This is a genomic window from Anoxybacillus sp. MB8, from assembly GCF_011006755.1.
GTDB classification, from domain to species: Bacteria; Bacillota; Bacilli; order Bacillales; family Anoxybacillaceae; genus Anoxybacillus; species Anoxybacillus gonensis.
The window spans coordinates 13,288-39,179 of record NZ_RXXX01000025.1 but is presented as its reverse complement, the minus strand read 5'-3'; the positions used below and the strand labels follow the sequence as shown (position 1 = coordinate 39,179).

30 protein-coding genes are annotated in these 25,892 nt (G+C 41.2%); 8 read left to right on the top strand and 22 right to left on the bottom strand.

What is annotated here, in order from left to right:
- Positions 1–32: 32 nt before the first annotated feature.
- Positions 33–170 carry a winged helix-turn-helix domain-containing protein gene (locus tag EKC99_RS09900; protein ID WP_483296097.1) on the top strand — a complete coding sequence of 46 codons (138 nt, stop codon included), beginning with the start codon at positions 33–35 and terminating at the stop codon, positions 168–170.
- The gene (locus tag EKC99_RS09895) at positions 170–700 is read left to right on the top strand and encodes an IS630 family transposase (protein WP_368667173.1); all 531 of its coding nucleotides are present in this window, start codon (positions 170–172) and stop codon (positions 698–700) included. Before EKC99_RS09900 ends, EKC99_RS09895 begins: the two co-directional genes overlap by 1 nt.
- Positions 701–754: 54 nt before the next feature.
- On the opposite strand, the gene EKC99_RS09890 is transcribed toward EKC99_RS09895, so the two are convergent.
- The 13 genes from EKC99_RS09890 to EKC99_RS09830 all read right to left on the bottom strand — a co-directional run bounded on the left by EKC99_RS09890 (position 755) and on the right by EKC99_RS09830 (position 10,762).
- Complete coding sequence (locus EKC99_RS09890) at positions 755–1,030, bottom strand: nucleotidyltransferase family protein (RefSeq protein WP_085787966.1); 276 nt, start codon at positions 1,028–1,030, stop codon at positions 755–757.
- 163 nt (positions 1,031–1,193) lie between these two features.
- On the bottom strand, positions 1,194–1,397 hold the full coding sequence (gene copZ / locus EKC99_RS09885) for a copper chaperone CopZ (RefSeq protein ID WP_026011709.1): 204 nt from the start codon (positions 1,395–1,397) through the stop codon (positions 1,194–1,196).
- A gap of 18 nt (positions 1,398–1,415) precedes the next feature.
- Positions 1,416–3,797, bottom strand: a complete 2,382-nt coding sequence (locus tag EKC99_RS09880; RefSeq protein WP_163151684.1) for a heavy metal translocating P-type ATPase — start codon at positions 3,795–3,797, stop codon at positions 1,416–1,418.
- Positions 3,798–3,810: 13 nt separating this feature from the next.
- Complete coding sequence (locus tag EKC99_RS09875; RefSeq protein WP_163151692.1) at positions 3,811–4,122, bottom strand: metal-sensing transcriptional repressor; 312 nt, start codon at positions 4,120–4,122, stop codon at positions 3,811–3,813.
- 97 nt (positions 4,123–4,219) lie between these two features.
- On the bottom strand, positions 4,220–4,420 hold the full coding sequence (locus EKC99_RS09870; protein WP_075039340.1) for an SHOCT domain-containing protein: 201 nt from the start codon (positions 4,418–4,420) through the stop codon (positions 4,220–4,222).
- Between the two features lie 24 nt (positions 4,421–4,444).
- Entirely contained in the window at positions 4,445–5,173 is a 729-nt protein-coding gene (locus tag EKC99_RS09865) for an urease accessory protein UreH domain-containing protein (RefSeq protein WP_035067615.1), read from the bottom strand.
- A 111-nt stretch (positions 5,174–5,284) separates the two neighbouring features.
- Positions 5,285–6,259, bottom strand: coding sequence for a F510_1955 family glycosylhydrolase (locus tag EKC99_RS09860; RefSeq protein ID WP_035067617.1), 975 nt, complete (start codon positions 6,257–6,259; stop codon positions 5,285–5,287).
- Positions 6,260–6,310: 51 nt separating this feature from the next.
- Entirely contained in the window at positions 6,311–6,865 is a 555-nt protein-coding gene (locus EKC99_RS09855; protein ID WP_035067619.1) for a TVP38/TMEM64 family protein, read from the bottom strand.
- Positions 6,850–7,524, bottom strand: a complete 675-nt coding sequence (locus EKC99_RS09850; RefSeq protein WP_075039339.1) for a response regulator transcription factor — start codon at positions 7,522–7,524, stop codon at positions 6,850–6,852. Before EKC99_RS09850 ends, EKC99_RS09855 begins: the two co-directional genes overlap by 16 nt.
- Before the next feature lie 2 nt (positions 7,525–7,526).
- Positions 7,527–8,903, bottom strand: coding sequence for a sensor histidine kinase (locus tag EKC99_RS09845; RefSeq protein ID WP_075039338.1), 1,377 nt, complete (start codon positions 8,901–8,903; stop codon positions 7,527–7,529).
- A gap of 469 nt (positions 8,904–9,372) precedes the next feature.
- Positions 9,373–9,651, bottom strand: coding sequence for a hypothetical protein (locus EKC99_RS09840; protein ID WP_019417827.1), 279 nt, complete (start codon positions 9,649–9,651; stop codon positions 9,373–9,375).
- An 11-nt stretch (positions 9,652–9,662) separates the two neighbouring features.
- Positions 9,663–10,010 carry a hypothetical protein gene (locus tag EKC99_RS09835; protein WP_019417828.1) on the bottom strand — a complete coding sequence of 116 codons (348 nt, stop codon included), beginning with the start codon at positions 10,008–10,010 and terminating at the stop codon, positions 9,663–9,665.
- A gap of 137 nt (positions 10,011–10,147) precedes the next feature.
- Positions 10,148–10,762, bottom strand: a complete 615-nt coding sequence (locus EKC99_RS09830) for a hypothetical protein (RefSeq protein WP_238148405.1) — start codon at positions 10,760–10,762, stop codon at positions 10,148–10,150.
- A 173-nt stretch (positions 10,763–10,935) separates the two neighbouring features.
- On the opposite strand from EKC99_RS09830, the gene EKC99_RS09825 reads away from it, so the two are divergent.
- A complete protein-coding gene (locus EKC99_RS09825; protein WP_240468844.1) occupies positions 10,936–11,217 on the top strand; it encodes a hypothetical protein in 282 nt (93 codons plus the stop codon).
- Between the two features lie 25 nt (positions 11,218–11,242).
- Here EKC99_RS09825 and EKC99_RS09820 read toward each other — a convergent pair whose 3' ends face one another.
- The 4 genes from EKC99_RS09820 to EKC99_RS09805 all read right to left on the bottom strand — a co-directional run bounded on the left by EKC99_RS09820 (position 11,243) and on the right by EKC99_RS09805 (position 15,026).
- The gene (locus EKC99_RS09820) at positions 11,243–11,965 is read right to left on the bottom strand and encodes a TspO/MBR family protein (protein ID WP_020424561.1); all 723 of its coding nucleotides are present in this window, start codon (positions 11,963–11,965) and stop codon (positions 11,243–11,245) included.
- A 100-nt stretch (positions 11,966–12,065) separates the two neighbouring features.
- Complete coding sequence (locus tag EKC99_RS09815) at positions 12,066–13,559, bottom strand: glycoside hydrolase family 32 protein (RefSeq protein WP_075039336.1); 1,494 nt, start codon at positions 13,557–13,559, stop codon at positions 12,066–12,068.
- A gap of 22 nt (positions 13,560–13,581) precedes the next feature.
- Entirely contained in the window at positions 13,582–14,163 is a 582-nt protein-coding gene (locus tag EKC99_RS09810; RefSeq protein ID WP_042535413.1) for a Uma2 family endonuclease, read from the bottom strand.
- Between the two features lie 11 nt (positions 14,164–14,174).
- The gene (locus EKC99_RS09805; RefSeq protein ID WP_042535415.1) at positions 14,175–15,026 is read right to left on the bottom strand and encodes a hypothetical protein; all 852 of its coding nucleotides are present in this window, start codon (positions 15,024–15,026) and stop codon (positions 14,175–14,177) included.
- Positions 15,027–15,136: 110 nt separating this feature from the next.
- Here EKC99_RS09805 and EKC99_RS09800 point away from each other — a divergent pair, with 110 nt between their 5' ends.
- Complete coding sequence (locus EKC99_RS09800) at positions 15,137–15,841, top strand: polysaccharide deacetylase family protein (protein WP_075039335.1); 705 nt, start codon at positions 15,137–15,139, stop codon at positions 15,839–15,841.
- Positions 15,842–15,925: 84 nt separating this feature from the next.
- Positions 15,926–16,756, top strand: coding sequence for an aldo/keto reductase (locus EKC99_RS09795; protein WP_042535418.1), 831 nt, complete (start codon positions 15,926–15,928; stop codon positions 16,754–16,756).
- Positions 16,757–16,767: 11 nt separating this feature from the next.
- Here the strand turns inward: EKC99_RS09795 and EKC99_RS09790 are convergent, their stop codons facing one another.
- From EKC99_RS09790 to EKC99_RS09780, 3 genes are read right to left on the bottom strand one after another with little or no spacing between them, the layout of a single operon-like run.
- Positions 16,768–17,883, bottom strand: a complete 1,116-nt coding sequence (locus tag EKC99_RS09790; protein WP_075039334.1) for a GerAB/ArcD/ProY family transporter — start codon at positions 17,881–17,883, stop codon at positions 16,768–16,770.
- Positions 17,884–17,900: 17 nt separating this feature from the next.
- Positions 17,901–19,148, bottom strand: a complete 1,248-nt coding sequence (locus tag EKC99_RS09785; protein ID WP_216367494.1) for a Ger(x)C family spore germination protein — start codon at positions 19,146–19,148, stop codon at positions 17,901–17,903.
- On the bottom strand, positions 19,093–20,733 hold the full coding sequence (locus tag EKC99_RS09780; RefSeq protein ID WP_042535422.1) for a spore germination protein: 1,641 nt from the start codon (positions 20,731–20,733) through the stop codon (positions 19,093–19,095). The genes EKC99_RS09785 and EKC99_RS09780 overlap by 56 nt, the downstream gene beginning before the upstream one ends.
- Before the next feature lie 73 nt (positions 20,734–20,806).
- Here EKC99_RS09780 and EKC99_RS09775 point away from each other — a divergent pair, with 73 nt between their 5' ends.
- On the top strand, positions 20,807–21,052 hold the full coding sequence (locus EKC99_RS09775; RefSeq protein ID WP_035063225.1) for a YczF family membrane protein: 246 nt from the start codon (positions 20,807–20,809) through the stop codon (positions 21,050–21,052).
- Here the strand turns inward: EKC99_RS09775 and EKC99_RS09770 are convergent.
- Positions 21,049–22,191 carry a TIGR04053 family radical SAM/SPASM domain-containing protein gene (locus tag EKC99_RS09770; protein WP_021094934.1) on the bottom strand — a complete coding sequence of 381 codons (1,143 nt, stop codon included), beginning with the start codon at positions 22,189–22,191 and terminating at the stop codon, positions 21,049–21,051. The genes EKC99_RS09775 and EKC99_RS09770 overlap by 4 nt on opposite strands.
- 120 nt (positions 22,192–22,311) lie before the next feature.
- On the bottom strand, positions 22,312–23,136 hold the full coding sequence (locus tag EKC99_RS09765; RefSeq protein ID WP_042535424.1) for an undecaprenyl-diphosphate phosphatase: 825 nt from the start codon (positions 23,134–23,136) through the stop codon (positions 22,312–22,314).
- 204 nt (positions 23,137–23,340) lie between these two features.
- Between EKC99_RS09765 and EKC99_RS15975 the strand changes: the two genes are divergently transcribed.
- Both EKC99_RS15975 and katG read left to right on the top strand, forming a co-directional pair.
- Complete coding sequence (locus EKC99_RS15975; protein WP_003395753.1) at positions 23,341–23,472, top strand: hypothetical protein; 132 nt, start codon at positions 23,341–23,343, stop codon at positions 23,470–23,472.
- Positions 23,473–23,701: 229 nt separating this feature from the next.
- A complete protein-coding gene (gene katG, locus EKC99_RS09760; RefSeq protein WP_163151682.1) occupies positions 23,702–25,888 on the top strand; it encodes a catalase/peroxidase HPI in 2,187 nt (728 codons plus the stop codon).
- Positions 25,889–25,892: the final 4 nt, after the last annotated feature.

Below are 25,892 nucleotides of genomic sequence, written 5' to 3'. Positions count from 1 at the left end.
AGTCCTACATCCAACAAACCTATGGTGTTTCGATGTCACGGGAAGGCATTCGGAAGTTGTTGCATCGTCTTCGCTTGTCATGGACACGTCCGACCTATAAGCTCGTCAAAGGCGATCCTGTACTTCAAGCGGCGTTTGAAAAAGAACTTGAGTTTATAAAAAAAAACTAATCACGGAAGAAATCGTTCTGCTTCATGTCGATGAGACGCATGTTCGCGCCTATCAAGCGCTTCGTACGACATGGGCAGAAGTAGGGAATCAAAAACAAGTGCCAAGCTACGGTCATCACGCCCACGTATCCATTTTTGGTGCCGTCGACGTGCAACAAGGTGATGTCGTGTTTCATCGCGCATCATCCGCCAACGCCGAAACGTTCCTCGACTTTTTGCGCCTGTTAAAAGAGAAATATTCCGACCGATTCATCGTGCTTGTGTTGGACAATGCGCGTATTCATCATGCCAACATGGTTCGAGCCTTCCTTCAAAGCGAAGAAGGCGATGCCTTTCATTTTATTTTTCTCCCGCCGTATTCGCCTCATTTGAATCCGATTGAACGGTTGTGGAAGTGGCTGAAAGACGAAGTCATCGCCAACATCTTGCATAAAGATCAAAAAGACATCGCCCAGTCGATTACTCGGTTTGAACAACACGTCTTACAGCACCCAGATGAGGTGTTACGCCGCATCGGGTGTGCTGTGTAAACCAGAGGTTAAAATGTCAATTTGGATGTATATAGAATATCTTGTAAAAAAACGCTAGGCTCTCTCTGCATACTTAGCACTCCCTAAAATAGTTGACATTAATGAAGGCTTAATATCATCGATAATGACTAAATCTACCTTTTTTTGAAAATGATCTTCCAAACTAAGTTTTAGATCCATATAATTGTCAAACGTCATCGCATCATCTATAAATTCTACTAACACATCAATATCACTTGATTCTCTTTGTTCCCCTCGACTGTAAGAACCAAATATCCCAATTCGCTTTACACCATACTTTTTACTCCACATATCTAAATTTTTAGACATTTCATTGAGTATGTGTTGTTTTGATAACAAATGAATCACCACCTTTTACATACCTGTTATTTTCATTATAACATCTCATTTTTTCATTATTCTTCATAAAAAAGAAAAAACTTTCGCTACTAAAAAAGGTATTCCTTCAACATAGGAATACCCTTTCTCTTCCTTATTTCACATCATATCCTTGCTCTTCAATCGCTTCTTTCAGCTTTTCTACACTTACTTTTGTTTCATCGTAATCTACATCGACTGTACCTTCTTGCAAATGCACTTCGACGCGGCTGACACCATCTAATTGTTCAAGGGCGCTTGTCACCGCTGCTTTGCAATGTCCGCATGTCATTCCTTGTACTTGTAATGTAATCGTCATCATCTATTCCTCCCTAGTTTATATTTTCACACGCTTCAAACGAAGCGCGTTTGTCACAACAGATACAGAGCTAAATGCCATCGCTGCCCCAGCGATCCACGGTTGTAATAGACCAGCCGCTGCGACTGGAATACCAACACTATTATAAAATAATGCCCAAAACAAGTTTTGCCGAATGTTGCGCATCGTTTGTCGGCTCAGTTCAATCGCTTTTGGAATGTGCAACAAGTCGCCGCCAACAAGCGTCACATCCGCTGTTTCGATCGCGACATCTGCGCCAGTGCCAATCGCCATCCCAATATCCGCTTTCGCCAGAGCTGGAGCGTCATTAATGCCGTCGCCGACCATTGCGACTCGTTTTCCTTGTTTTTGCAAATCCTCAACGATGTTCGCTTTATCTTCTGGCAGCACTTCCGAGTATACGTGTTCAATGCCGACTTGTTTCGCAATTGCTTCAGCTGTTCGTTTATTGTCTCCCGTTACCATATACACGTCGATTCCCATTTGTTTTAATGTCGCAATGGCTTGTTTTGACGTTTCCTTGATCGTGTCTGCAACAGCAATCATCCCGGCAAGCTGTCCATTGATCGCAACGAGCATGACCGTTTTTCCTTCGTTTTCAAGCTTTTTCATTTGTTCCTCATGTTCAGCAATAGCGACTGCACGTTCGTTCATTAACTTGCGCGTACCGATGAGCACGTGCTTTCCGTTCACCGTTGCTTCAATTCCATGTCCAACGAGCGCAGAAAAATGAGTCAACGGTTGCGCGACAATTCCGTTTGCTTTTCCGTACGCCACAATCGCTTGCGCTAGCGGATGTTCTGAAGCGCTCTCGGCCGAAACGGCATAGTCGAGCATGTTTTCTTGGAATTGTAACACATCTGTCACTTCTGGTTTTCCTTTTGTCACTGTTCCTGTTTTATCCAATAATACGGCATTGATTTTATGCGTTCCCTCTAGGTACTCACCTCCTTTAAAAAGAATGCCATGTTCTGCTCCTTTCCCTGTTCCGACCATAATCGATGTCGGCGTGGCAAGACCGAGCGCACAAGGACACGCAATGACGAGAACGGCGATGGCCACCTCAAGCGCTTTTGCCAAATCACCCGGCGCAACAAAGAAGTACCATATAATGAATGCAACGACAGCAATTCCGACAACGATTGGGACGAAAATACCGGAAATCGTATCCGCCATTCGCTGAATCGGCGCTTTCGACCCTTGCGCCTCTTCGACGATTTTAATGATATTGGCAAGTGCAGTATCTTTTCCAACTTTTTCCGCACGAATAGTCAGCACCCCATTTGTATTAATCGTTGCCCCGATGACAAAGTCGCCTTCCTTCTTATCCACCGGAATCGATTCCCCCGTAATCATCGATTCGTCAACAGAAGAAGATCCAACAATGACCGTACCGTCTACCGGAATTTTTTCTCCTGGTTTGACAACGATTGTATCGCCGATCACCACTTCTTCGAGCGGAACTTTTATTTCTTCCCCATGTCGAATGACAGTCGCTTCTTTTGCTTGCAGGCTTAGCAACTTAGAGATCGCTTCGGTTGTTCGTCCTTTCGCAAGCGCCTCAAAGTATTTTCCGACAAGCACAAGCGTAATTAAAACAGCGCTCGTTTCAAAATATAATCGCGGTTCATGATTTGTGAGCGCCCGCAACGTTTCAACCAAACTATAAAAATAGGCAGCCGATGTTCCAAGCGCCACGAGGACGTCCATGTTCGCGCTCTTATTTCGTAACGCCCGATACGCCCCGACATAGAAAGGACCGCCGATGTAAAACTGAACGGGTGTCGCTAAAAGAAGCTGAAACCACGGATTCATTAACAGATGCGGCATCGGCAAACCGATATGAAACGGCATATGGGCAACCATCGTATAAAGCAAAGGCAACGATAAAATGATGGAAATGGCGAGTTGCCGTTGTTTTTGTTTAAGCAACTCTTCTTTCCGGCCAGCATCGTCTTGTTCCTCGTTGCGAATTTTCCCTTTATACCCAAGCTTTTTGATTTTCTCTAAAATGTCTTCGACAGATGTAACGCCTTCCTTGTATTCCACAACCGCACTGTTTGTCGCCAAGTTTACCGTCGCGCTTGTCACGCCCTCCATCCGATGTAACCCTTTTTCAATCCGTGTCGCACATGCCGCGCATGTCATCCCTTCAATATCAAGCGTCACTTTTTCTGTCGCAACGCCATATCCTAACTTTTCAATTTTTGCTTCAATGTCTGCAATGGTATATTTATTCGGGTCGTATTGAACGGTCGCTTTTTCCATCGCTAAATTGACAGTCGCTTCAACACCGTCCATTTTATTCAACACTTTTTCAATGCGGGCAGAACAAGCAGCACATGTCATGCCGGTCACTTTTAGTGTCACCGTTCGCATCCATTTCCCTCCCTTACTTTGAAAATTGCTTAATGACATCCATTAATTCGCGAATGGATGCTTCTCCGCTTCCTTCGCGGATCGCTTTCGACACACAATGGCTGACATGGCGTTCTAACAAGTTCAGACCGACTTTATTTAACGCTGCCGTGATTGCAGAAATTTGCACTAAAATATCGATGCAATACCGATTGTCTTCGACCATCTTTTGCACCCCGCGCACTTGGCCTTCAATCCGTTTTAAGCGATTCACAATTTTTTCAATTTCTTCTTCCGTGCGCGGAACCATTTTTTTATCCATATTGTGATCTTCACAATGACTCATCAAATATCACCTCTCTGATTACATTATACCGGTAATGGGTATATAAAGCAACAAAAGAGATGGTTGACATCATCCTTATCAACCATCTTTTCATCATTTATTCACATTTTTTCGCTAGCTGTTCAAACTCTTCCAAAGAAATCTCTCCTTTGGCTAATCGTACTTTCAATATTTCCAGTGGAGAGAGTTCTTCTTTCCGATCATTAATAAAACGATATAAGAGATAAAAACCAACGGCGATTAATACAACCCAAAATAGCATGATCCCCACCATCATGAAAGAACCGCCAAACATCATTGAGTTTCCCTCCTTTTCCTAACTTTAAAACCAATAAGTGATGGTATCTAATATACCAAGTAAAACCATCACGATTCCGGCTGTTTTTTGAACAATCCTCCCTACCTGCCTTCCTTTTTTCATTAGAGTGCCGCTAAATCCTAAGTACCAAAGGACAAAGATAAAGAAAATAACAGGTACAGAAGTTCCAACGGCAAAGATGCTCGGTAATAGCACCCCATAAGACGTTGAATAGACGAGAGGCATGAGAGTGACAAAAAACAGCACAAACATCGTTGGACAAAAAGCTAATGAAAAGCCAAATCCCATGAAAAACGAACCGATTTTTCCTTTTCGCCATCTCTCAGGCACTTTGAACAAGGTAACGTTCCAATACATTTTAAAAAGCCCTAACAAATATAAGCCTACAAGAATGAGAATGGGACCAATAAGCTTTCTTAACCACGGAAAATACAATGTTAGCGTACTTTGAATCTCTTTCCCCATGAGCCAGACAATCAGGCCTAAACCGGAAAAAGCAATGATTTTACCGAAAATAAATAAAAGCAACTCTTTCCAAGCCATTCCTTTTTGCAAAGACTGATTACTGTATAACGTGATCGCTCCTAAATTACCAGTGAGTTGACACGGAGCCATCGCTCCCACTATACCAAGGATAAAGGCTGACAAAATAGGAATCGCTGTCATGCTATTTGCCATATTGAGAAACGGTTGACTTAGAAGGTTACTGATTTGACTCAAGAACGAATACACCCTTCTTCTCACCTTCTTCTTTAATCTGATGTTTATATTGTAGCAGTGAATTTTGCAGAAATTGTGGAGCGAATTAGGTAAACAAAAAGACATGCTATCCCGCATGTCTTTTTATATTTTCCCTTTCGATGCTAGTTTTGTCCAGCTTGCACCGTTATTTTTTGTCATGAAAATATCCCCGTTCATCGTCGCAATTACTATTTCGTTGTCATTTGCTGGATTAGAAGTGATATACATGATATGATCTTTTTCGTCTAATGCAGGAACGGAAAGAACTTCCTCTTGTTTTGTGTCTAATGATTGTTTAATTAGGATAGGTTTATCGTTCTCTACAGCTGCAAATACAATGAATTTTTCTTGGAACGCAAACGTCGTCGTATTGATTTTTCGAGTAAACCGTTCAAACGTATTCCCATTATCTCTCGAAACAAAAATTCCTTCCGATGTACTAATTCCAACCATATTTTCGTCCGTTGGATGGGCTGCAATCGTTCCCGCTGCAGTTTGCGGCAGGCCGTTCAATTGACTTGGCGACCACGTTTTGCCGTCGTCTTTACTGTAAAATACCCCTTGTCCGAGCGTTTTATTTTCTTCTTGGTTCACAACATAAATGGTATGGCTTTTATAGCCAACTGTCATATAATGAAAATCAGATTCTTTATAAAATCCTAAATTCATCAATGTTTGTCCATTATCAAAACTTTTCACGAGACCAAGTGGATTTCCTAAAGATGAACCTTCTTCCGGATGCCCTGATGAATAAAAGCCGTCGTCTGTAGCCGAAAAGCCCATATAATCATGCTTATTAGAAATCGTTTCATACCACTTATTATTTTGGTAAACGAATAAACCTTCATGTGTAGCAAAGTAAATCGCATGTTGGTTGCCTGCATAACCGATTCCATGTAAATGCTCGATCTTTCCTTCTTTTTTTTCTTTAAAGAAAGGATTATTGGTAACAGATACATTCGATTTTGCTTGTTCTTTGCTTGTAATAAAGGCTTGCTCTTTTTCGTTGGAGGATGAACAAGCGCTTAGAAGAAGAATGGATGATGTAATGATGATTGCTTTCGTCATTTTTGTCATGGTTGACTCTCCTTTGTATCATTTAGATTTCGCACATTCTTTTTCATTCGTTTAAGCCTTTTTTCGAGTGATTTTCTTCCAAGTAAACATCAATAAAAAAGTAGATACAAGCGTCAGTATCACTTTCCCTTGCCACGTCCAGTTCATCACTTGATACACCGAATATGCTTCTAACAAAAGTGCTGGCAGCTTTCCGAGCGAGCTGGCGACCAGAAAAAGAAGGAGTGACATGCGTCCAATCGCTGCCACAAACGTCACAAGCCCCGACGGAACAAAAGGAAGAAGACGCAAAGACAAAACAAGAGAAAAGGCTTCTGTCCCTTCTGCCTCAAGCAAACGTTTCACTTTCGGATCGGAAAGCCATTTCGTTTCCGAAAGTTTGCGAAATCCTTTTCGATATAACAAGAATGACACAATCGCACCAACTGCTTCTCCGATAAACGATAAAAACGTGCCTTGCCAAAAACCGAATACCGCCAAGTTAGCCGCCGTAAGAAAGACGCTCGGGACAACGCCTAAAATACTAATTACAATATTAATCCCAATGCTGAGAAGAAAAGCGATCGATGGGTACGTATGAAATAAAGCAATTACTTGCTCTTCCATTTATATCCGACTCCCCAAACCGTTTGCAAAAACTCATCAATCGGAAAACCAGCTTGACGGAGCTTTTCGCGAATATTTTTCACATGTGAATCAATTGTCCGTTCTTCTGTATTGGCGTTATACCCCCACAATGTCACGATCAGCTGTTCGCGGCTAAATACGCGGTTTGGGTTTTTGAGAAAAAGCCCTAGCATGGCAAACTCTTTTGGCGTGAGAAAAATATCGTGCCCGGCATATTGGGCTTTATGTTGCGCCTCATCCCAAACTAAGCCGTGAAACTCCAGTTTCGTTTGTTTGCCTACAGAACGACGCAATACCGCCTCCATTCTCGCAAGCAATTCCGATTCGTCAAACGGTTTTGTAATATAGTCGTCCGCGCCGATTTTTAGTCCTTGGACAACATCTGTCGTCGCATCTCTTGCGGTAACCATAATAATCGGGACGTTTGAAAATTTACGGATTTGTTTGCACGTCTCCCATCCGTCCATCTCTGGCATCATCACATCAAGCAACACGATGTCTACTTCGCCATTTTCTAAATAGCGAACAGCGGACTCTCCTGACTCGCATTTCACACAACGATACCCGTTTGGGATTAAATACAGCTCTAATAAATCCAACATTCGTTTTTCGTCATCCACCAGTAAAACGGTATACACCTTCATTCACCCCTCGGCAACGTAATGATGATGCTTGTCCCTTTTCCGAATTGGCTTATCGCATGAATCGAACCGCCATGCGCTTCAACAATTTCTTTGGCAATCGCCAGACCTAACCCTGTGCCCCCGCCTGTTCGCGACCGTGATTTATCGACTCGATAAAACCGTTCAAAAATGTGTGGCAAATCTTTTTCAGGGATGCCGATTCCTTCATCAGAAATGATGAGGATCACGTTCTTTTTCTCTGTTTTCACGTCAATAGAAACAGTAGAACCTTGGCGAGAATATTTTAACGCATTGTCTAAAAGATTCATCATCACTTGTTCAAACCGCTGTTGATCGATATGGACGGTAACGTTTTCCTCACAGCGGTAGACAAGCGACATATTTTTCGTGTGAAATGCAGGATACATTTTTTCGTATATTTTTTTCAAAAAAAGGCATAGTGAAATTGGCTCTTTCTTAATTTGAAACGAATGTTGATCCATTTTCGCAAGCTCAAACAAATCTTTCACTAGCTTTTGCATATGCTCTGCTTCTTCATAAATAATGGATAAATATTTCGCTCGTTCTTCCTCAGCAATATTCGGTCTGCGCGCAACGTCCGCATATCCTTTCACATATGTGAGCGGGGTGCGCAGTTCATGCGAAATGCTCGCTAAAAATTCGTTTCGTTCTTTTTTCAAATATTCTAAGTCGGTCGCAAGTGTTTGGATCGCTTTTCCGAGTTGCGCTAGCTCGTCCTCCCCTTTCACTTGCAGACGGACAGAAAAATCTCCCTTGCTCAGTTTTTCGGTCGCTTGTTTCATGCGAATAAGCGGAATCGTAATGACTCTTGATAAGAAAAACATCGTCAAAATCGTCAAAAAGACAGAAACAATGCCGACAACGAGAAAATGATGTTTTAATTTGGCAATCATATTTTGAATAGAAGCCGTCCGCTGAAACATATATACATATCCTTTTGTCTTGCCGTCCATCCGAATCGGGCTAGCGGTGGCAATATACGATTCGTTTTTCCAGTTGTTTTGCACAACCATCCCGCTGTGAGGAATGCGGATAGCATCGGCATGAGGAATGATTTTTTTGGCAAACGGCAAAATGTGATCGGAAAAATATAAAATGTCTCCTTTCTCATCTGTAATGACGACATCCGTCTCCGCTTCCGACTCCATCATGACGACATGTTCTAACGTGACTTCATCGTAATGACTTTCTAACACGGCCCGATGATTGTTGCCTCTTGCTAGTAATTGTTCAAATTCTTCATCAACCTTCGCATGAACAAGCGTCACATATAAAGCCACAAATAAAACTGTTTCAACCCCTAGCACAAAGACAAAAAATAATAGCCCTAACTTAAATGAAAGCTTTCGCACAAACAATTCCTTCCCTTATTGGTGTTTTTCTTCATTATAGCAGAAAAAATATGGAGAAAATGTGGAGGGACGATATGCACCTGTGGAGTTGTGATAGAGGACTAGCATGATCGCTCCAATATTTGCATCGATTATTTCTATATTTATCCAATACGTTTTTATCGCTGTGTCCTTTTCATCACCGCAAAAAGTTTGATATCCGTGAACTTATGAAGATTGTGTAAATAAAATTCATAAAATTATAAAAATAACACATATGGATCGCATCGTTATTTTTCAACTACTGCGAGGCAAGCCATAGGCTTGCCTCGGTGATCGAAAAAAGTACGTTAAACTCCTCAGTTGTATCTATACTGAAAATACCCGAACTCCAAAATGCGTAAAGTTGTAGCATTCAACATAGGGACATTTTCATCCTTCCGATGATGACGAAAATGTTTCGTCATGGAAGTCTATATAACATCACAAGTTACACTTCATTCTTGCTTCTAAATCTTGCTTCTTTCATTTTTCTCTTTGCATTTCTAAAACCAACTACAATAAGCAACATATATACAATAACAACAATCCCGATACGTAGATAAGGGGGGATGAAATCAAAAAGAGTAGTATAAATAAAGATAAACATTAATAATATAGGAGCAACAACGTAAACAATATGACTAGTATCTTTTTTCTTAACAGCATAAAATAGTTGCCAATAAATAAAGACCACTAGGAAAATTCCGTTTATTTCGTAAGCTCCCACTATAAGCCCTCCTAGTTACCTGCAGCTGAGTACCCTTTTCTAAAACCATTCGCAAATATAACGATATCAGGTATGAATCCCCATATTCCTATCGCTTTGATCGCTCCTTTAGCTGCTCCTTTGATCATCGCTTGTGTTGCTGCCTTTTCAATTCTCCCAGCTGCCAATCTTGTTTCTGCTTGAGATATCTTAGTTCTCACTTCTGCTTCTGCTTCTTTCCAACCATTACGGGCACCTACTGTAGCCGGGCCTGCCTTACTAGCAGTATTAGCAGCACCACTCCAATTAATTCCATAAGAAGCTGCTACATCCTTTAATCCTTGCTTAATTCCTGATTCAATTTTATTCCATGTAGACATTGCTAACCATCCTTTCCACTAGAAACGAAGTGTAGTGATAAGTAATGAATAGCTGTATTCCATAGAATCATTTACCTATATAATAGAAAGTCTTCTTTATCCTTACATATCCCTAAGAAAAATTAAAGCAGTGCCTCTTATATTTTTTCATCAACATGATAGCTATAAAGATTGAGGTACTTCTTACCATATGAGAGCTTTTCTCGCCTTATACGAAAAACACCTTCAGCCAGCTTCCTTCCATTTAACAAATACAAGAAAAATTTATATTCATTCATTTTTTGAACATGCTCTAGGAGCTGATTGTACTCAAGTAAAATAACGTGTGCAAAAGTTCTGTGATAATCCCCTCTCTTTCCAGCTGGTATAACGTCTATATTTCCATATACAAGTTCGCTATTATGTTCGATGATGATGACGACAGGCATATCTCTTTGAATACCATAAAATTCAGAAAAAATACATAGTTCTTGATCATTCATGCTAAAATCACTTATTGGCTGTAATGGAAAAAGCACCCCTTGATGATTTTTTTCCACCCCCATGCATGTTAAACATTTTACTAGGCGAATACCCTTAAAATTCTCATTCATTTTTGCTAATAGGTTGATGTTTATTTCTAGAATTTTTTTATTCATAAAGAAAATACTTACTACATTTTGCCCATTTTCTTCCCCCTTTTCGATTGCATGATTTAAATCAAAAAAACCGTCAGTCGAGTCGATACGACAATAATTTTCCTTGAATTTCACCTCGATCTCTCTTAAAAAAGGTAAATACAATTTCACAGCAAACACACCCAATCGTCGCAATATTCACAATAAAATTTTATCCTCTCCTTTTTTTTTTTTGTCAATATGTTACGATGAAAAAAGGTAAAATTTGAGTGATTTATCAAAAATAGAAGAAGGGGGCAATGGGAAGCATGGAAATGCTAGTCACTATGTGTTTCGAAGCAATAGGTGGATCGTTAGATTTTTTGTTGCTCGGTCAGTTTAGTTATCTCACCGCAAAACGAAAATTAAAACATCTGCAAAAAATAGGAATTATTTCACCACAAAAAACGTTCGAGCGAAATACGATAAAACATATGTTAAAAGACCCTAGCATCACTACATATTTATTTTCAAAAACAAACTTCAAAAAACTTTTGCATGACGAAGATATGGAAAAAAAATTTCATGAAACAATACGTCAATATGTATAAATCGCCCATAGGCAAGTATGGGCGATTATGTTTTTTCTTTGTATAAAGATGCTGTGCCAATTAATATAACCCCTGCCAGCAAAAATGAAACGTATGCAACAAGCGACGCAGTCCCTTGGTTTTTCACCCCGATGCCAACAAACGCCCAAACAAATACAAGTGGATATATGTTATCTCGTTGTCGGATCATGAACAAAAAGGCTAAAGCTGTCGCAATAAGTAACATCACGATTGCCCAAAATGCATCAGATAATCCAAATCCATCCCAACCGTTATATTTTAAAGTAAATGAAATGTTGGCAATCGTTGCAACACTAATCCAACTTAAATAAATAGAAAATGGCAAAAGATCAAAAAAACGTGGATTCGTACGTTTGACCACTGTATATAACGAGATCAGCGTAAAAAGAAGAGAAAGCATCACAATGACCGAAAAGAAAAAATATTCATAATGCCACACAACAATCCATAACGCATTCAATATACAGCTAATAACAAAAGGGACGAGCGCTTGACGATACATTGGCAAGTCGCGTCGTGAAAAAGGAACTTGTCTTAAAATCCAAATCGCCAGTAAGATGTAAATGAGCCCCCAAATCGAAAACACATACCCTGCCGGAGTAAATAAGACGTCTACTTTTCGCGATATTTCCCCTGTCGTCTGACCATTTAACGGAAGCCGCTCAGCAATGATATTCACAACGACCATAACGACATATGCAATCATATAAATAACAAACCGGCTCATCATCATCCCCCATCTCTTCTTTATACATTTATACTATTCCTCTCATGTGGACACGATAACCGTTGGAAACGAAAAGAGACGGCTTCGTATACCGTCTCTCCTATTTTTCACTCCAAATATCCTTCAATGTCCACGCATCGATAGAAAGGACAGTCACGTCCCCGCCTTCTGCGAACAATTCGATTCCTTGGCTCGTTTCGGATGGATAAATTCTTCCTGTCATCACAAGTCGACCATTGTTGACAAATAGTTCGACCGATGAACGATCGATAAAGAAATGGAACGTAACAACATCTCCCTGTTTATCTAGCGCCGCTCGACGAATGCCGCCTTCGCCTTTTCCAGAGCGGTTTCGGTCAAATGTGACAATAGATTGTTCTCCATCATAACGGAAAATCGTTTCTTCGCTTCCGTCTTCCGCACAGCGCACTTTCACACCAAATGCATTTCCTTGAAAATCAGCTACCGAAAAACGAACGAGTAGCTCTAGTCGATCCCCTTTCCATGGAAGTGTATACGTTCCGCCCTCTCCTTTTACTGAGATCGATTTCAGACGCATATGCTCTTGGCGCAATAATTGTAATTCCGGCACCGGCTTCATTAACAGTTTCTCGTCATCTGTCAATTCCAAAAGACGCGGAATCGTTAACGCGCCTGCCCATCCGTGTTGTTGCGTCGGCATTTGCGACTCCCACATGTCCATCCAACCGAACAAAATGCGTCGACCTTTCTCATCTTCAAACGTTTGCGCGGCGTAAAAATCAAATCCTTTATCGAGCTCTTCAAACGCTCCGTGCGCTAGTTTTCCCGTTTCATAATCAAGCGTACCAACAACATAACCTGTTTGATGAAGGTTTTGAAAGCGATCGCCTTCTGGTTCGATTCCTTGCGGTGAAAACAACAAAATATCTTTGCCGTTCAAACGGAAAACATCTGGACACTCCCACATATAGCCTAAGTTGCCATCACTTTGCGCAATGATATTGACATATTCCCAATGGCGCAAATCGTTCGACTTGTATAAAACGACTTTTCCGTTGTTTCCTTCTCTTGTCCCAAGCACCATATACCAATCGTCGCCACGTTTCCACACTTTCGGATCGCGAATATGCCCTTGGCAGTCAAATGGTGGCTCAGAAAGCACCGGATTGTTCGGGTCTTTTTCAAAATGGATGCCGTCTTTGCTTGTTGCAATACATTGATATTGTTTCAGTTCCGTCTGCTCCTCGTTCAGCCAAACATTTCCGGTGTAAATAAGAGTTAGCACTCCTTGATCATTTACCGCGCTTCCTGAAAAACAGCCGCCTTCGTCGTACCATTCGCTCGGCGCAAGTGCAATCGGTACACGCTCCCAATACACAAGGTCTTTACTTTTCACATGCCCCCAATGCATCGGCCCCCACTTTGGGCTGTCTGGATGAAACTGATAAAACACATGGTACTCCCCGTTCCATTGAATGAGCCCGTTCGGGTCGTTCATCCAGTTTACAGGCGCCATAATGTGATATGCTAAGCGATACGTACTGTTCATTTTTTCTTTTGCTTGTTGTACTCGTCTTTCTGCTTCATAAATGTGCTTCGTATGTTTCGACATACATTTTCCCCTTCCTCTTTGTTTATATATTAGAAAATGAAAAAATATCATGTGTAGAGAACTGTATATTTGAAAACAAAGTTGAGACAAAATGATTGTTTTGCGCATCATATACTTCTTCTAGTTGCAAACGATCGTTATGAAGGACATATTTTTCAATCGTCTGATGCTGATAATCAACAATCCAATATTCCTTTACCCCTGCTTTTTCATAGTAATAACGCTTTAATAATCGGTCATTTCTTGCAGTGCTTGGAGAAAGAACTTCGACAACGAGGTCTGGGGCGCCATAACAACGCTTATTGCGCAGTTTCTCTTTCTCACAAACAACTGAGATGTCCGGTAACACCGTGACATTTTCTTTTCCTTTTTGCTCATCTTGGAAAAGAAGCACGACTTGCAAATTGCTTCCAAACACAAAACAAGGGCTACCTTTTAACGCGAATGTGATTTCCCCAATTACATTCGCTACAACCCCCTCATGTTCGTATGAGGCTGGAGCCATGAGCACAGGAACGCCTTCGTACAACTCCATTCGTCGTTCTCCGACAAGCTCAAAAAACTCTGCAAGCGTATACAGCTGTTTTTCTTCACGCTCACTCATCTATCTCACCTTCACTCGTTTCTACTCATCCATTGTTCCATATGATGCACAGCGATGCCAGAAAAGCTTTTTGTTCGTGCGTAGTGCTTTTGAACAATCGCCAATTGCTCGTTCATGTACGTCTCGTCTTCTTCAAAAAACGAAACGTCATCCCCTTCATCAACCTGTCCTGTTTCAACCCCCACAACAATTTGCTTCCCGTATTTTCTAGCTATTTGCATCTCTTTTTTCACGATGTCAATGATGTCTCTTGCTTGATCACGATATGCCATCATTGTCACACCGTCTGTATTCGCAATCACCCATTCCGCTAAATTGCTGTTTCCATACCGTACCCCATCAAACCAAAACGGTATATCCACTTCAAACCGTAGCGATCGTTCTTTCGCAAGCTCACGCGCTCGTTGTAACACCGTTTGATACGAAGTGATTGCCCCATTTTGATTTGTCCGCCACCACGCATGCAAGTACGGCTCAACGTCTAAATGTACACCGTAAAACTTTTCATTCTTCTCGGCAACGCTTTCATATTCGACCAGCCATCGAAATAAGCGTTCCATTCCTTCTCCATTTTCAATCCAATTTGGCGCCCCATCGAGCGCATACACACGAATACCTTTTTCGGTTGCACGCCGAACAAATTGACGATACGTATCAATCGGAATTTCTTCATCGATTTGCACGTATACATCGCTCACTTGTTTTTCTTGTAAAAAAGAGAAAACGCGATCTTCGTCTTTCACAAATAACCATGGGTTCCAAAGCCACGTTGCATGCACGGGCTGTCTTTCTTGTGCAAACAAATATACTCCTCCCACAACAAGTGCGAATAAAAATACGATGATGCCAACAATTTTTTTCATTGATATCCCTTCCCATGACCTAATTATCTTTATTTTACTACGTCTTGTATAGAAAAGAGAATGACAAAACGACTTTTTTCACATGATATATAAAAAAGCGGGGATGAAAAATGAACGTACTTTTCTTATTTTTGTCTTTGTTGCTCATTACGACAACACCTGTTCACCGAATACATGACGATATTGTTTGGAACGTGCCAACTGATGAAAAAATGGTCGCGATTACGTTTGACGACGGGCCAGACATATTATACACTCCTGACATTTTAACGATTTTAAAACAGTATGACGCCAAAGCTACTTTTTTCGTCGTTGGGTTTCGTGCTGAAAAATATCCGGATATCATTAAGCGACAAATGAACGAAGGGCATGAAATTGCAAATCATACGTATAAACATCTTGATTTTCGCGGCAAATCTAAACAAACGATTGAGGAAGAAATAAAAAAAAGCGAAGATGTGCTATATGACATTACCGGAGAACGCCCGACGTTATTTCGTCCCCCACTTGGCTACTACAACAAGCAGATCATAGATATCGCCAAACAACGAGGTTATACTGTCGTCATGTGGTCAAAACATCAAGACACATATGACTGGCAAAACCCTGGGACGAGACGAATTGTCCGCCGTGTCATTGAACATATTCAGCCTGGACAAATTATTTTGTTTCACGATCACGGAAGCGGTAGCCGGAAACAAACTGTCCAAGCATTAAAAGAAATTTTACCGATTTTAAAAGAAAAAGGATATACATTTGTCACTATCTCGGAACTGTTAAAACATCATCCAAACTATCGTGATTTAAATTTGTAGCCCCTTCCATATGAGCATATGTTTTGCTTTCTCATACAATCCATTTCATAATAAAAGGGAAAAATATTGGAAAGGAGCATAGAGATGAAAAGTTTACAAGATGCCGCAACGTTACATAACGGTGTCCGTATGCCGTGGCTTGGCTTAGGGGTTTATAAAGTGCAAGAAGGCGATGAAGTCATTCGTTCTGTTCGCACAGCGCTTGAAGTAGGATATCGTCATATTGACACGGCTGCGTTTTATGAAAATGAAGAAGGGGTCGGGCGAGCGATTCGCGAGTCGGCCATTCGTCGTGAAGAAGTTTTTGTCACAACAAAAGTATGGAATTCCGATCAAGGATACGAATCAACATTAAAAGCATTTCATACGAGCTTAAAAAAACTCGGCTTTGATTATATTGATTTGTATTTAGTTCATTGGCCTGTCAAAGAAAAATATAAAGAAACGTACAAGGCGCTCGAAAAGTTGTATAAAGATGGCTTTGTGCGCGCCATTGGGGTGAGCAACTTCCAAATTCACCATTTAGAACATATTCTTGCTGATTGCGAAATAAAACCGATGGTCAACCAAGTGGAGTTTCACCCGCGGTTGACGCAAAAAGAGCTTCTTGCATTTTGTAAACAACACCAAATTCAATTAGAAGCGTGGTCACCACTTATGCGCGGTGGCGAGCTGTTGAACGAACCAACGCTTGTCGACATAGCACAAAAATACGGGAAAACACCAGCTCAAGTCATTTTATGTTGGGACTTACAACACGAAGTCGTCACTATTCCAAAGTCTGTCACGCCTCAACGAATTGCTCAAAACGCAAACATTTTTGACTTTACTTTAACAAAAGAAGAAATGGATGCGATTGACGCGCTAAACGAAAACCGCCGCATCGGTCCCGATCCGGATCATTTTGATTTTTAAAAAGGGGCGACCTATCGTCCCTTATTTTCTTTATCTGTTTTTTGCTGCCTCAACACAGCAACTAAAAGAAGAAGAAGAAATGGGATCACAATTTGAAGTGGAATATGCATATAAATTGTAACGATTTGTAGCCCCTCTTTAATATGTTCAGCAAAATTGCTGGCGATTGCAATGGACAAAAGCAAAACAGAAATACCTAGCGGATAAACAAGACGTTGATATTCTTTAATTTGAAATAAATCTGCCGCTCCGATCACTCCTGCATAAAAAAAGACACCGACTTTGAAAAATCCCCCGACAATGAGTGCAATCATAAATAACACATCTAATCGCTCTAAAAAATTTGCTACACGAATTTCCTGAATCGTATTCAACAAGGGAAAAGTGGAACGTGAAACCGTATCTGCCCCCAATACGGCTATATTCATTGCCATGATGATCGCTAAATTGATGCCACTTAAAAACAAAGCAAGAAACCCTGCCTTCATTACTTTTTCTTGTTTTTGCAAGTAAGGAAAAATCATCGTAAAGACAATCATTTCGCCAAATGGAACATATAGTGTTTGTGTAAATACAACATGAAAAATGGGTTCCCATCCTTCTTCTAATATCGGCTGTAAACGACGAAGATCAACTGCTCCTGCAATGATGATTAGTACAAATCCTAATATAAGTATCCAGTAAAGTGAAAAGAAAAATAATTGACTCGCTCGCGCAATGACTTCAATTCCTTTATAAACAGCATACATTACTGTCAACATCATAACAGTATTTAAAATAAACAAAGGGGTTTCAGGATAGGCAAACGTCAATAGAAGCTCGCCGAAATCGCGTAACACTCGAGCCGCAATGTATAAAAAATAAAGTACATATATAAGCCCCAGTACCTTTCCAAAAAAAGAACCAACAATGCGCTGACTATATGATGTAAGAGGTAGTCTTGGGTAATATGTAAAAAGGCGGTAATAAATGAACAGCAATCCTCCTCCTAAAACCATGCCGCATAAAATAGCAAGCCAAACGTCTTGTTTTGCATCTACTCCAAGTGGAATAACCATGGCGCTACCGTGTTCAAATAAAATGGCAAGCATAAACAATTGTCGCGCACTTATACACGCTCGTTCCACTGCATCTCACCGCCTTTTCACTGAATGTATGAGCGAGTTCTCAATCCTGTTCTTCGAATAAATGAATCGACTTTCACATGAAGTTCTGCTTCAGGGAAATATTTGTTATGCCATGTTTTTTTCATTTCTTTCCATTCCTCTGGATACGTTCGATGAACCACTTCTCCAAATCCAAAAATGTCGCTTTTCTTCTTTTGAGCAGCATGTACTGCCTTTCTCACTTCTTTTTTTATCTCTTGTTGTATTTTTTTTTCGAGCTCTATTATTTGCTTTGGATCTGTGAAGTCCATAGAAATAAATGTTTCGCTAATATCTCCCTCTGTTTTAATAACAACTGATATTATCGGATTTCCGTCTTTTAGTTTTGCTTTTACCTTTGCTTGCGCACGCATAACCTTATAGGACAATCCTTCCTTAGATTCGCCCCAATCAATATTTACATTTGTTTGTTTTACTTTATTAAGCACCCACAATACTCCACGAGCCTCTTCATTTTTCATCCAACCAACAAGCTTCCCATTCTTAAAAACAGCTAATTCAGCAGCGCGAAGACGTGCCGAAGGTTCAATGGTACGAACATTATCTTGTTCGGCTCCCTTTTGCCAATCACCGGCAATACGAAAACTACTTATGACCACTTCTTTTCCATCAAGCGAAAAATTTTCTATTATTTCCCTTATGCGAGTATCAACGTTTTCTCCTAACAAACCTTTTGTAAATTGCAATGTTTTAATTATTTGATTTGCAGGAATTTTATCGATCGGTGTAAGTACAGATAATAATTGTTTCGCTGTTTGCTTACGCGCAATAATAATATTCGCTGCAGGTCGAAACTGGGGATTGCGCTCAACAGCATCAAAAATTTGCTGAATCCCTTCTTTCGCAAGCTCCTCCCCAATGACAACAAGGTTTGTATGAGAATAATATGGAATGCGTGATATTTGTTTTGACGCCTTCCGACTTGCCTCCACTAACGTATCGCCAGTTGATGTATATAAGGCAACGGGAAGTCCTGCGCTCCCTCCTCCTCTTTGAGTCGCCCCTGCTACGTTTCCAGGATTGACAATTTGGAATGTCGACATATATTTTCCATCCCTTTTATCTATACCAACTGCGATAATGAATGCTAAGTCTGTCAGCTCTCTTTTGCTCCAACAACCGTAAATAATACACATAAATAACAGGACAAAGATGAGAAAAAGATATCGTTTAATTTGAATCCCCTTCTTTCTCTGCTCGTTGAGGCGGCTTTGGACGTTGCCCATCCTTTTGACGAACCGTGTCTGTATTCATGATTAAGTGAGGTCTCTCTTTTAAACCCCATAACGGAAAACGTATAAATGTATCACCTATATTTTCTAAAATAAGGGGGGCAAGTGGTGCCATGTATGGCACTCCAAATGAACGAAGACTACATAAATGAATAGTCATTAAAATTACGCCAATCAAAATGCCATAAAAACCAAATAGAGCAGCTAATACCATTAGGGCAAAACGAATTAAACGTGCGGAAATAGCAATTGCAAACGACGGCGTCGCAAAGCTAGCAATTGCTGTGATGGACACAACGATAACCATAGCGGACGAAACAAAACCTGCTTCTACAGCAGCTTGTCCGATGACGAGCGCCCCAACAATCGATACAGCCTGTCCAACAGCCCTTGGCAAGCGCACTCCAGCTTCACGCAAAATTTCAAACGTCACCTCCATGAGTAATGCTTCAATAAAAGCTGGAAAAGGAACCGCTTCACGTTGTGCAGCAATTGCAATGACAAGGGAAGTAGGAATCATTTCTTGATGAAATGTCGTCAGTGCAATATACACAGACGGTGCAACAAGGGAAATAAAAAAAACGAGCATACGTAAAAAACGCAACGCTGTCGCAATATCAAAGCGTGCATAATAATCTTCTACAGCTTGGAAAAATTGTATAAATACGGTTGGGACAATAAGGACAAATGGTGTCCCTTCTACAAAAATAGCGATTCTTCCTTCCAACAAATTGGCCGCAACACTATCTGGTCTTTCCGTATGATAAACAGTTGGAAACGTTGTAAATGATTCATCTTCAATCAGTTGTTCAATATATCCAGATTCAAGAACGCCATCTATACAAATGCGTCGCAATCGACTACGCACTTCTTCAACAATTTTGTCATTTGCAATTCCTTTAATATACATGATACGGACATTTGTTTGTGTCACTTCACCTAGTGTAATGGCTTCTACCCACACATGTGGATTTTGAATTCGTCGTCGAACCATAGCAACATTTGTTGCTAACGATTCTGTAAAACCCTCACGTGGCCCTCGAATAGATAGTTGTGTACTCGGCTCTGTAATCGCACGATACTCACCACCTTTTACTGATACACCAATTGCCTCTAGCATCCCATCAATAAATAAAATGACTTCCCCAGACATAAGCGAGGAAAATATGTCGTGCCATTGCTGAATGCGCCGTGCTGTATTAGTTGTAGCTATTTTTTGTTCAATATAGTCTAGACCGCAACTACTTGAAGGAAGTGATAATTGTACACTTATTTCAAGCAATAATTGCTGAACGATATGTTCATCAACCATTCCGCTTACAAAACAAAGTGCAGCAGGAAAATTATCATCCTTTCCAAGTAAAAAACGGCGGATGATGATATCTGCACTATTTCCAGTAATATCTCGAACTTTTTCTATGTTTGTATGTAAATCTTGATCAATCGTTCCGTATATGCCGTTTGGTGCTAATCCCCCATATGCATGCGTATCCTTTTCTTTCTTACCCTTCGATCGTGTCCACATCTTTCCTCCTCCATCCATTGTCTCCTTGATGGTTAGAATAAGCATATAATGCATATATTATGCAAAAGGAATAAACGTAAAAAATGGTCAGATGCTAAATAAAAAGTGCAGCCATGGGGATGAAGTGATGAAAACTATCGTGGTTTGTATCGCTATTTCTATGTTGTTAGGCGGTATAGCGATTAGCATGAATTTATTGCTAGGAATGAGCATTCATCAAGCTTGGTTTGACATTTTCAATCCTTTTCAAGTAATGGAACCAATTGAAGTAGCCGTTTTGTTCTCACTTATCAGTTTATGGATATTTAACACATGCCTTCACCTGTTTCGAAAAACGAAGCAACATAAAAAACCCGAACAGCGTCCGCATTAAGCGAACACCGTTCGGGTTTTTTCTTTTCTCATCCCTAAAGGAACGTATATACAAAACGGTTCACTTTCCATATAATCACCTGTGACTGCATAGGCGCGAGCGCGGGATCCGCCACAAACGTAGCGAAACTCACAAATGCCGCATTTTCCTTTATATAAGTCTGGTTGGCGCAACTGTTTCATCACTTCCGATTCACGATAAATATACGATAACGGTTGCTCGCGTACGTTGCCGCATACGATTGGAAGCAAGCCGCTTGGCATGACATCTCCTGTATGTGAAACGAAAACGAAACCGTTGCCGTCATTGACGCCTTTTGGCGCCCGTTTTAAGCCGTCAATCATTGAAGCATGATCGGTCGTAATCGCATGCTCATAACGAATATCCCCTGCTTCAATTCGTTTTTCGCGCATTTTTTGTTGAATGACAACACGACGATAATGTTGTGCTGCTGTCGTTTTTATATCATACGGTGCCGTTTTACTTAACTCATACAACCAACGGAACACTTGTTCATGTTCCTCCGGGCTAATGCAATCGCCCATTTGTCCACGGCCGGTCGGAACGAGTAAAAAAATATACCACATTACTGCCTTTAACTCTGCAACTAATTTCGCCATTTGTTCTAAATGATCGTAGTTATAGCGCGAAATGACTGTATTAATTTGTAATGGCATATGTAGCTCATTTAAATAACGAATGTTTTCGATCGTTAAATCAAACGAACCCGGTGTACCGCGAAATCGGTCGTGAATGTCAGCGGTCGGTCCGTCTAAACTAAATGCCCAGCGCGACAGTCCAATCTCTTTTGCCTTTTTCATTTTTTCTTTCGTCACATTTGGTGTCGCACTCGGTGTAATCGAAACGCGCATCCCTTTTTTCATCGCATACGATGCAAGATCAAACAAATCTTCGCGCATCATACAGTCGCCACCTGTAAACACAAGCATCGGATTGTTCATCTCATATATGTCGTCGATAAGATGAAGCCCTTCTTCGTGCGTTAACTCACACGGATCTGGGACAGGTTGGGCATCGGCACGACAATGTACACATTTTAACTGGCAAGCTCTTGTCACTTCCCAAATGACGATAAACGGATTTTCGTTATAATCTACCGCACGCGCATGTTCATGCATATGTCATCACCAGCTTTTCGTGTTATTTTTCACATTCATTATAGACTTATTTTTTCATCATGCGTTCGTGCGTTTTTGACGACTTTTTAAACAAAAAAATCTCCACAAAAATCGTGGAGATTACGCAAAATAAACAATATAAATAACTGCCGCGAGCACGATGCGATAAATGGCAAATGGCACAAGGCGAACGCGGTTAATTAAACGCAAGAAAAAGCGAATGGCTAACAATGCAAAAACAAAAGCACTAATAAAACCGACAATGAAAAATGGTAAAGCATCCATCGTAATGTACTGCCAGTTTTTTAACAACGAAATGGCGCTTGCTCCAGCCATAATTGGCACAGCCATAATAAATGTAAAATCAGCGGCAGCGCGATGACTCATTCCGACAAGTACGCCACCTGAAATGGTCGACCCCGAACGAGAAAACCCTGGCCAAAGGGATAAGCATTGGACGAGACCGACAATGAAAGCTTGCTTATACGTTATATCATCTACTGTTTGCGCTACTTTCGTTCGTTTTCCGAAACGGTCTGCTGCGATCATCAACAACGCTCCAAGCATGAGCCCAATGAGCACCGTTTCCGTCGAAAACAAATGTTCATCAATATAGTCTTCAAATAAAACACCCAACACACCAGCAGGTAAAAGACCGATAAAAATGTGCATAAGTGTCAACCGCGGTCCTTTTCTCACTTCGCTTTTTCGTAAATAAAGCAATTCGAAAAATTTATCTTTAAACACTACAACAGCAGCTAAAACGGAACCGAGCTGAATGACGACTTTAAACGTATTTGCCCCATACTTTCCTAAAAAGTCGCTTGACTTTAGCCACATATCATCAACGATAATCATATGACCTGTCGATGAAACAGGCGCAAACTCTGTCACCCCTTCGACTAGCCCTAAAATAAGCGCTTTCATTAACTCGATTATATGCATGTATGTTCATCCTTTCTAAAACGGTAAAATATGTATAATCCCTTCCATTTGCCTACTCTATTGTACTACAAACCTTCCGTTTCTACTACATGTACATAAAAATCATATCATTTTTTAAAATAATTATATAACAGTTGTTGATTTTTTATTTCTGTTATAATACAATATAACTAACAAAAGCAACGTGTGAAAGGAGTTTTGTTTATGGATATGTACACAAAAGCTTACCAAAGATACGTTGAAAAATGTAATGAATTCGGAATCGAGGCGATTGACTTAATCGAATTTATTCGCAACTTAACAACTGAACAAGTGAAACATATGTTGCAACATTAAAGATTGGAGTGAAACGATGAACGGAAATGCGGATGTGAACGTATAGATCCCCCATTTTATTCTGTAAACAGAATAAAATGGGGGGTTTTTATAATTTTTAAATAAAAATATCATTTTTACTTTACTATTAAATATTAATTTAGTATAATTCTAATGTAATCATTATTATCAACCTCAACAAGTGAACAGCATCATATTTCATTTATACGTAGGAAAGGAGAATAAAAGAATGGAAAACAAATGCCCGTTCCATGGAAGTGTGACGAGTCATGCTTCAAACAAAACAACAAACAAAGACTGGTGGCCGAATCAACTAAACTTAAGCATTCTTCATCAACACGACAGAAAAACGAATCCCCATGACGAAACGTTCGATTATGCAGAGGAATTTCAAACACTCGACTATTGGGCGTTAAAAGAAGATTTGCGTAAACTCATGACGACAAGCCAAGATTGGTGGCCTGCCGACTACGGACATTACGGCCCACTGTTTATCCGCATGGCTTGGCATTCTGCAGGGACGTATCGCATTGGCGACGGACGAGGCGGTGCTTCAACGGGTACGCAACGGTTCGCCCCATTAAACAGTTGGCCAGACAATGCGAACTTAGATAAAGCACGTCGCCTGTTGTGGCCGATTAAACAAAAATACGGCAATAAAATTTCGTGGGCAGATTTAATTGTGTTAGCCGGCAACGTGGCGATTGAGTCAATGGGTGGAAAAACGATCGGTTTTGGCGCTGGTCGCGAGGACGTATGGCATCCAGAAGAAGACATTTATTGGGGAGCGGAAAAAGAATGGCTCGCCTCAGAACGCTATACAGGCGATCGCGAATTAGAAAATCCGCTTGCCGCTGTTCAAATGGGGCTGATTTATGTCAACCCAGAAGGTCCTGATGGCAACCCAGATCCGCTTGCGGCGGCACGTGACATTCGCGAGACGTTTAAACGGATGGGAATGAACGACGAAGAAACAGTGGCGCTCATCGCAGGCGGACATACGTTTGGGAAGGCGCATGGGGCTGGTGCTGCGTCGCATGTCGGCCCTGAGCCAGAAGCAGCTCCGATTGAAGCGCAAGGGTTAGGATGGCTTAGCTCGTACGGAAAAGGAAACGGTCGCGATACGATTACAAGCGGTCTGGAAGGCGCTTGGACGCCAACACCTACGCAGTGGGATAACAGCTATTTACAATTGCTTTTTGAATACGAATGGCAGTTGACGAAAAGTCCAGCTGGTGCGTATCAATGGGAAGCGGTGAATATAAAAGAAGAACATTTAGCGCCTGATGTGGAAGATGCCAATGTGAAAGTGCCGCCGATGATGTTGACGACGGACTTAGCGTTACGCTTTGACCCGATATATGAAAAAATTGCTCGTCGCTTTTATGAACATCCAGAAGAATTTGCGGATGCGTTTGCTCGTGCTTGGTTTAAACTCATTCATCGCGACATGGGGCCGAAAACGAGATATCTCGGTCCAGAAGTACCGAAAGAAGATTTCATTTGGCAAGACCCGATTCCAGAAGCAGAGGTTGAATTAACGGATGCGGAAATTGAAGATATCAAAACGGAAATTTTACATTCAGGGTTAACGATTAGCGAACTTGTGAAAACCGCTTGGGCATCCGCTAGCACGTTCCGTAACTCCGATAAGCGTGGCGGAGCGAACGGTGCGCGCATTCGGCTTGCGCCGCAAAAAGATTGGGAAGTAAACGAACCAGAGCGACTTGCGAAAGTGCTTGCCGTTTATGAAGACATTCAACGCGCGCTCCCTAAAAAAGTGAGCATCGCCGATTTAATCGTACTTGGTGGCAGTGCGGCGGTCGAGAAAGCAGCGCGCGATGCTGGCTTTGACGTCCACGTACCGTTTATGCCTGGACGAGGCGATGCTACGGAGGAACAAACGGATGTGGAAAGCTTTGCCGTATTAGAACCGTTCGCCGACGGATTCCGCAACTATGAAAAGAAAAAATATCGCGTCAGCCCTGAGGAACTGCTTGTCGATAAAGCCCAATTGCTCGGCTTAACCGCCCCAGAGATGACGGTATTAGTCGGTGGCTTGCGTGTGTTAGGAGCAACGTATCGCGATCTTCCTCACGGTGTATTTACGGACCGCATCGGGGTGCTAACAAACGATTTCTTTGTTCATCTTGTCGATATGAACTATGAATGGGTACCAAGGGAAGATGGCTTGTATGACATTCGCGACCGGAAAACGAAGGCTGTTCGTTGGACTGCCACTCGTGTGGATTTAATTTTCGGATCAAACTCGATCCTTCGCTCCTACGCTGAATTTTACGCCCAAGACGACAACAAAGAAAAATTTGTCCGCGACTTTATTCAAGCTTGGGTAAAAGTCATGAACGCCGACCGATTCGACCTTCGGAAAAAAACAAAAACATCGGTTACGATTTAAAGGA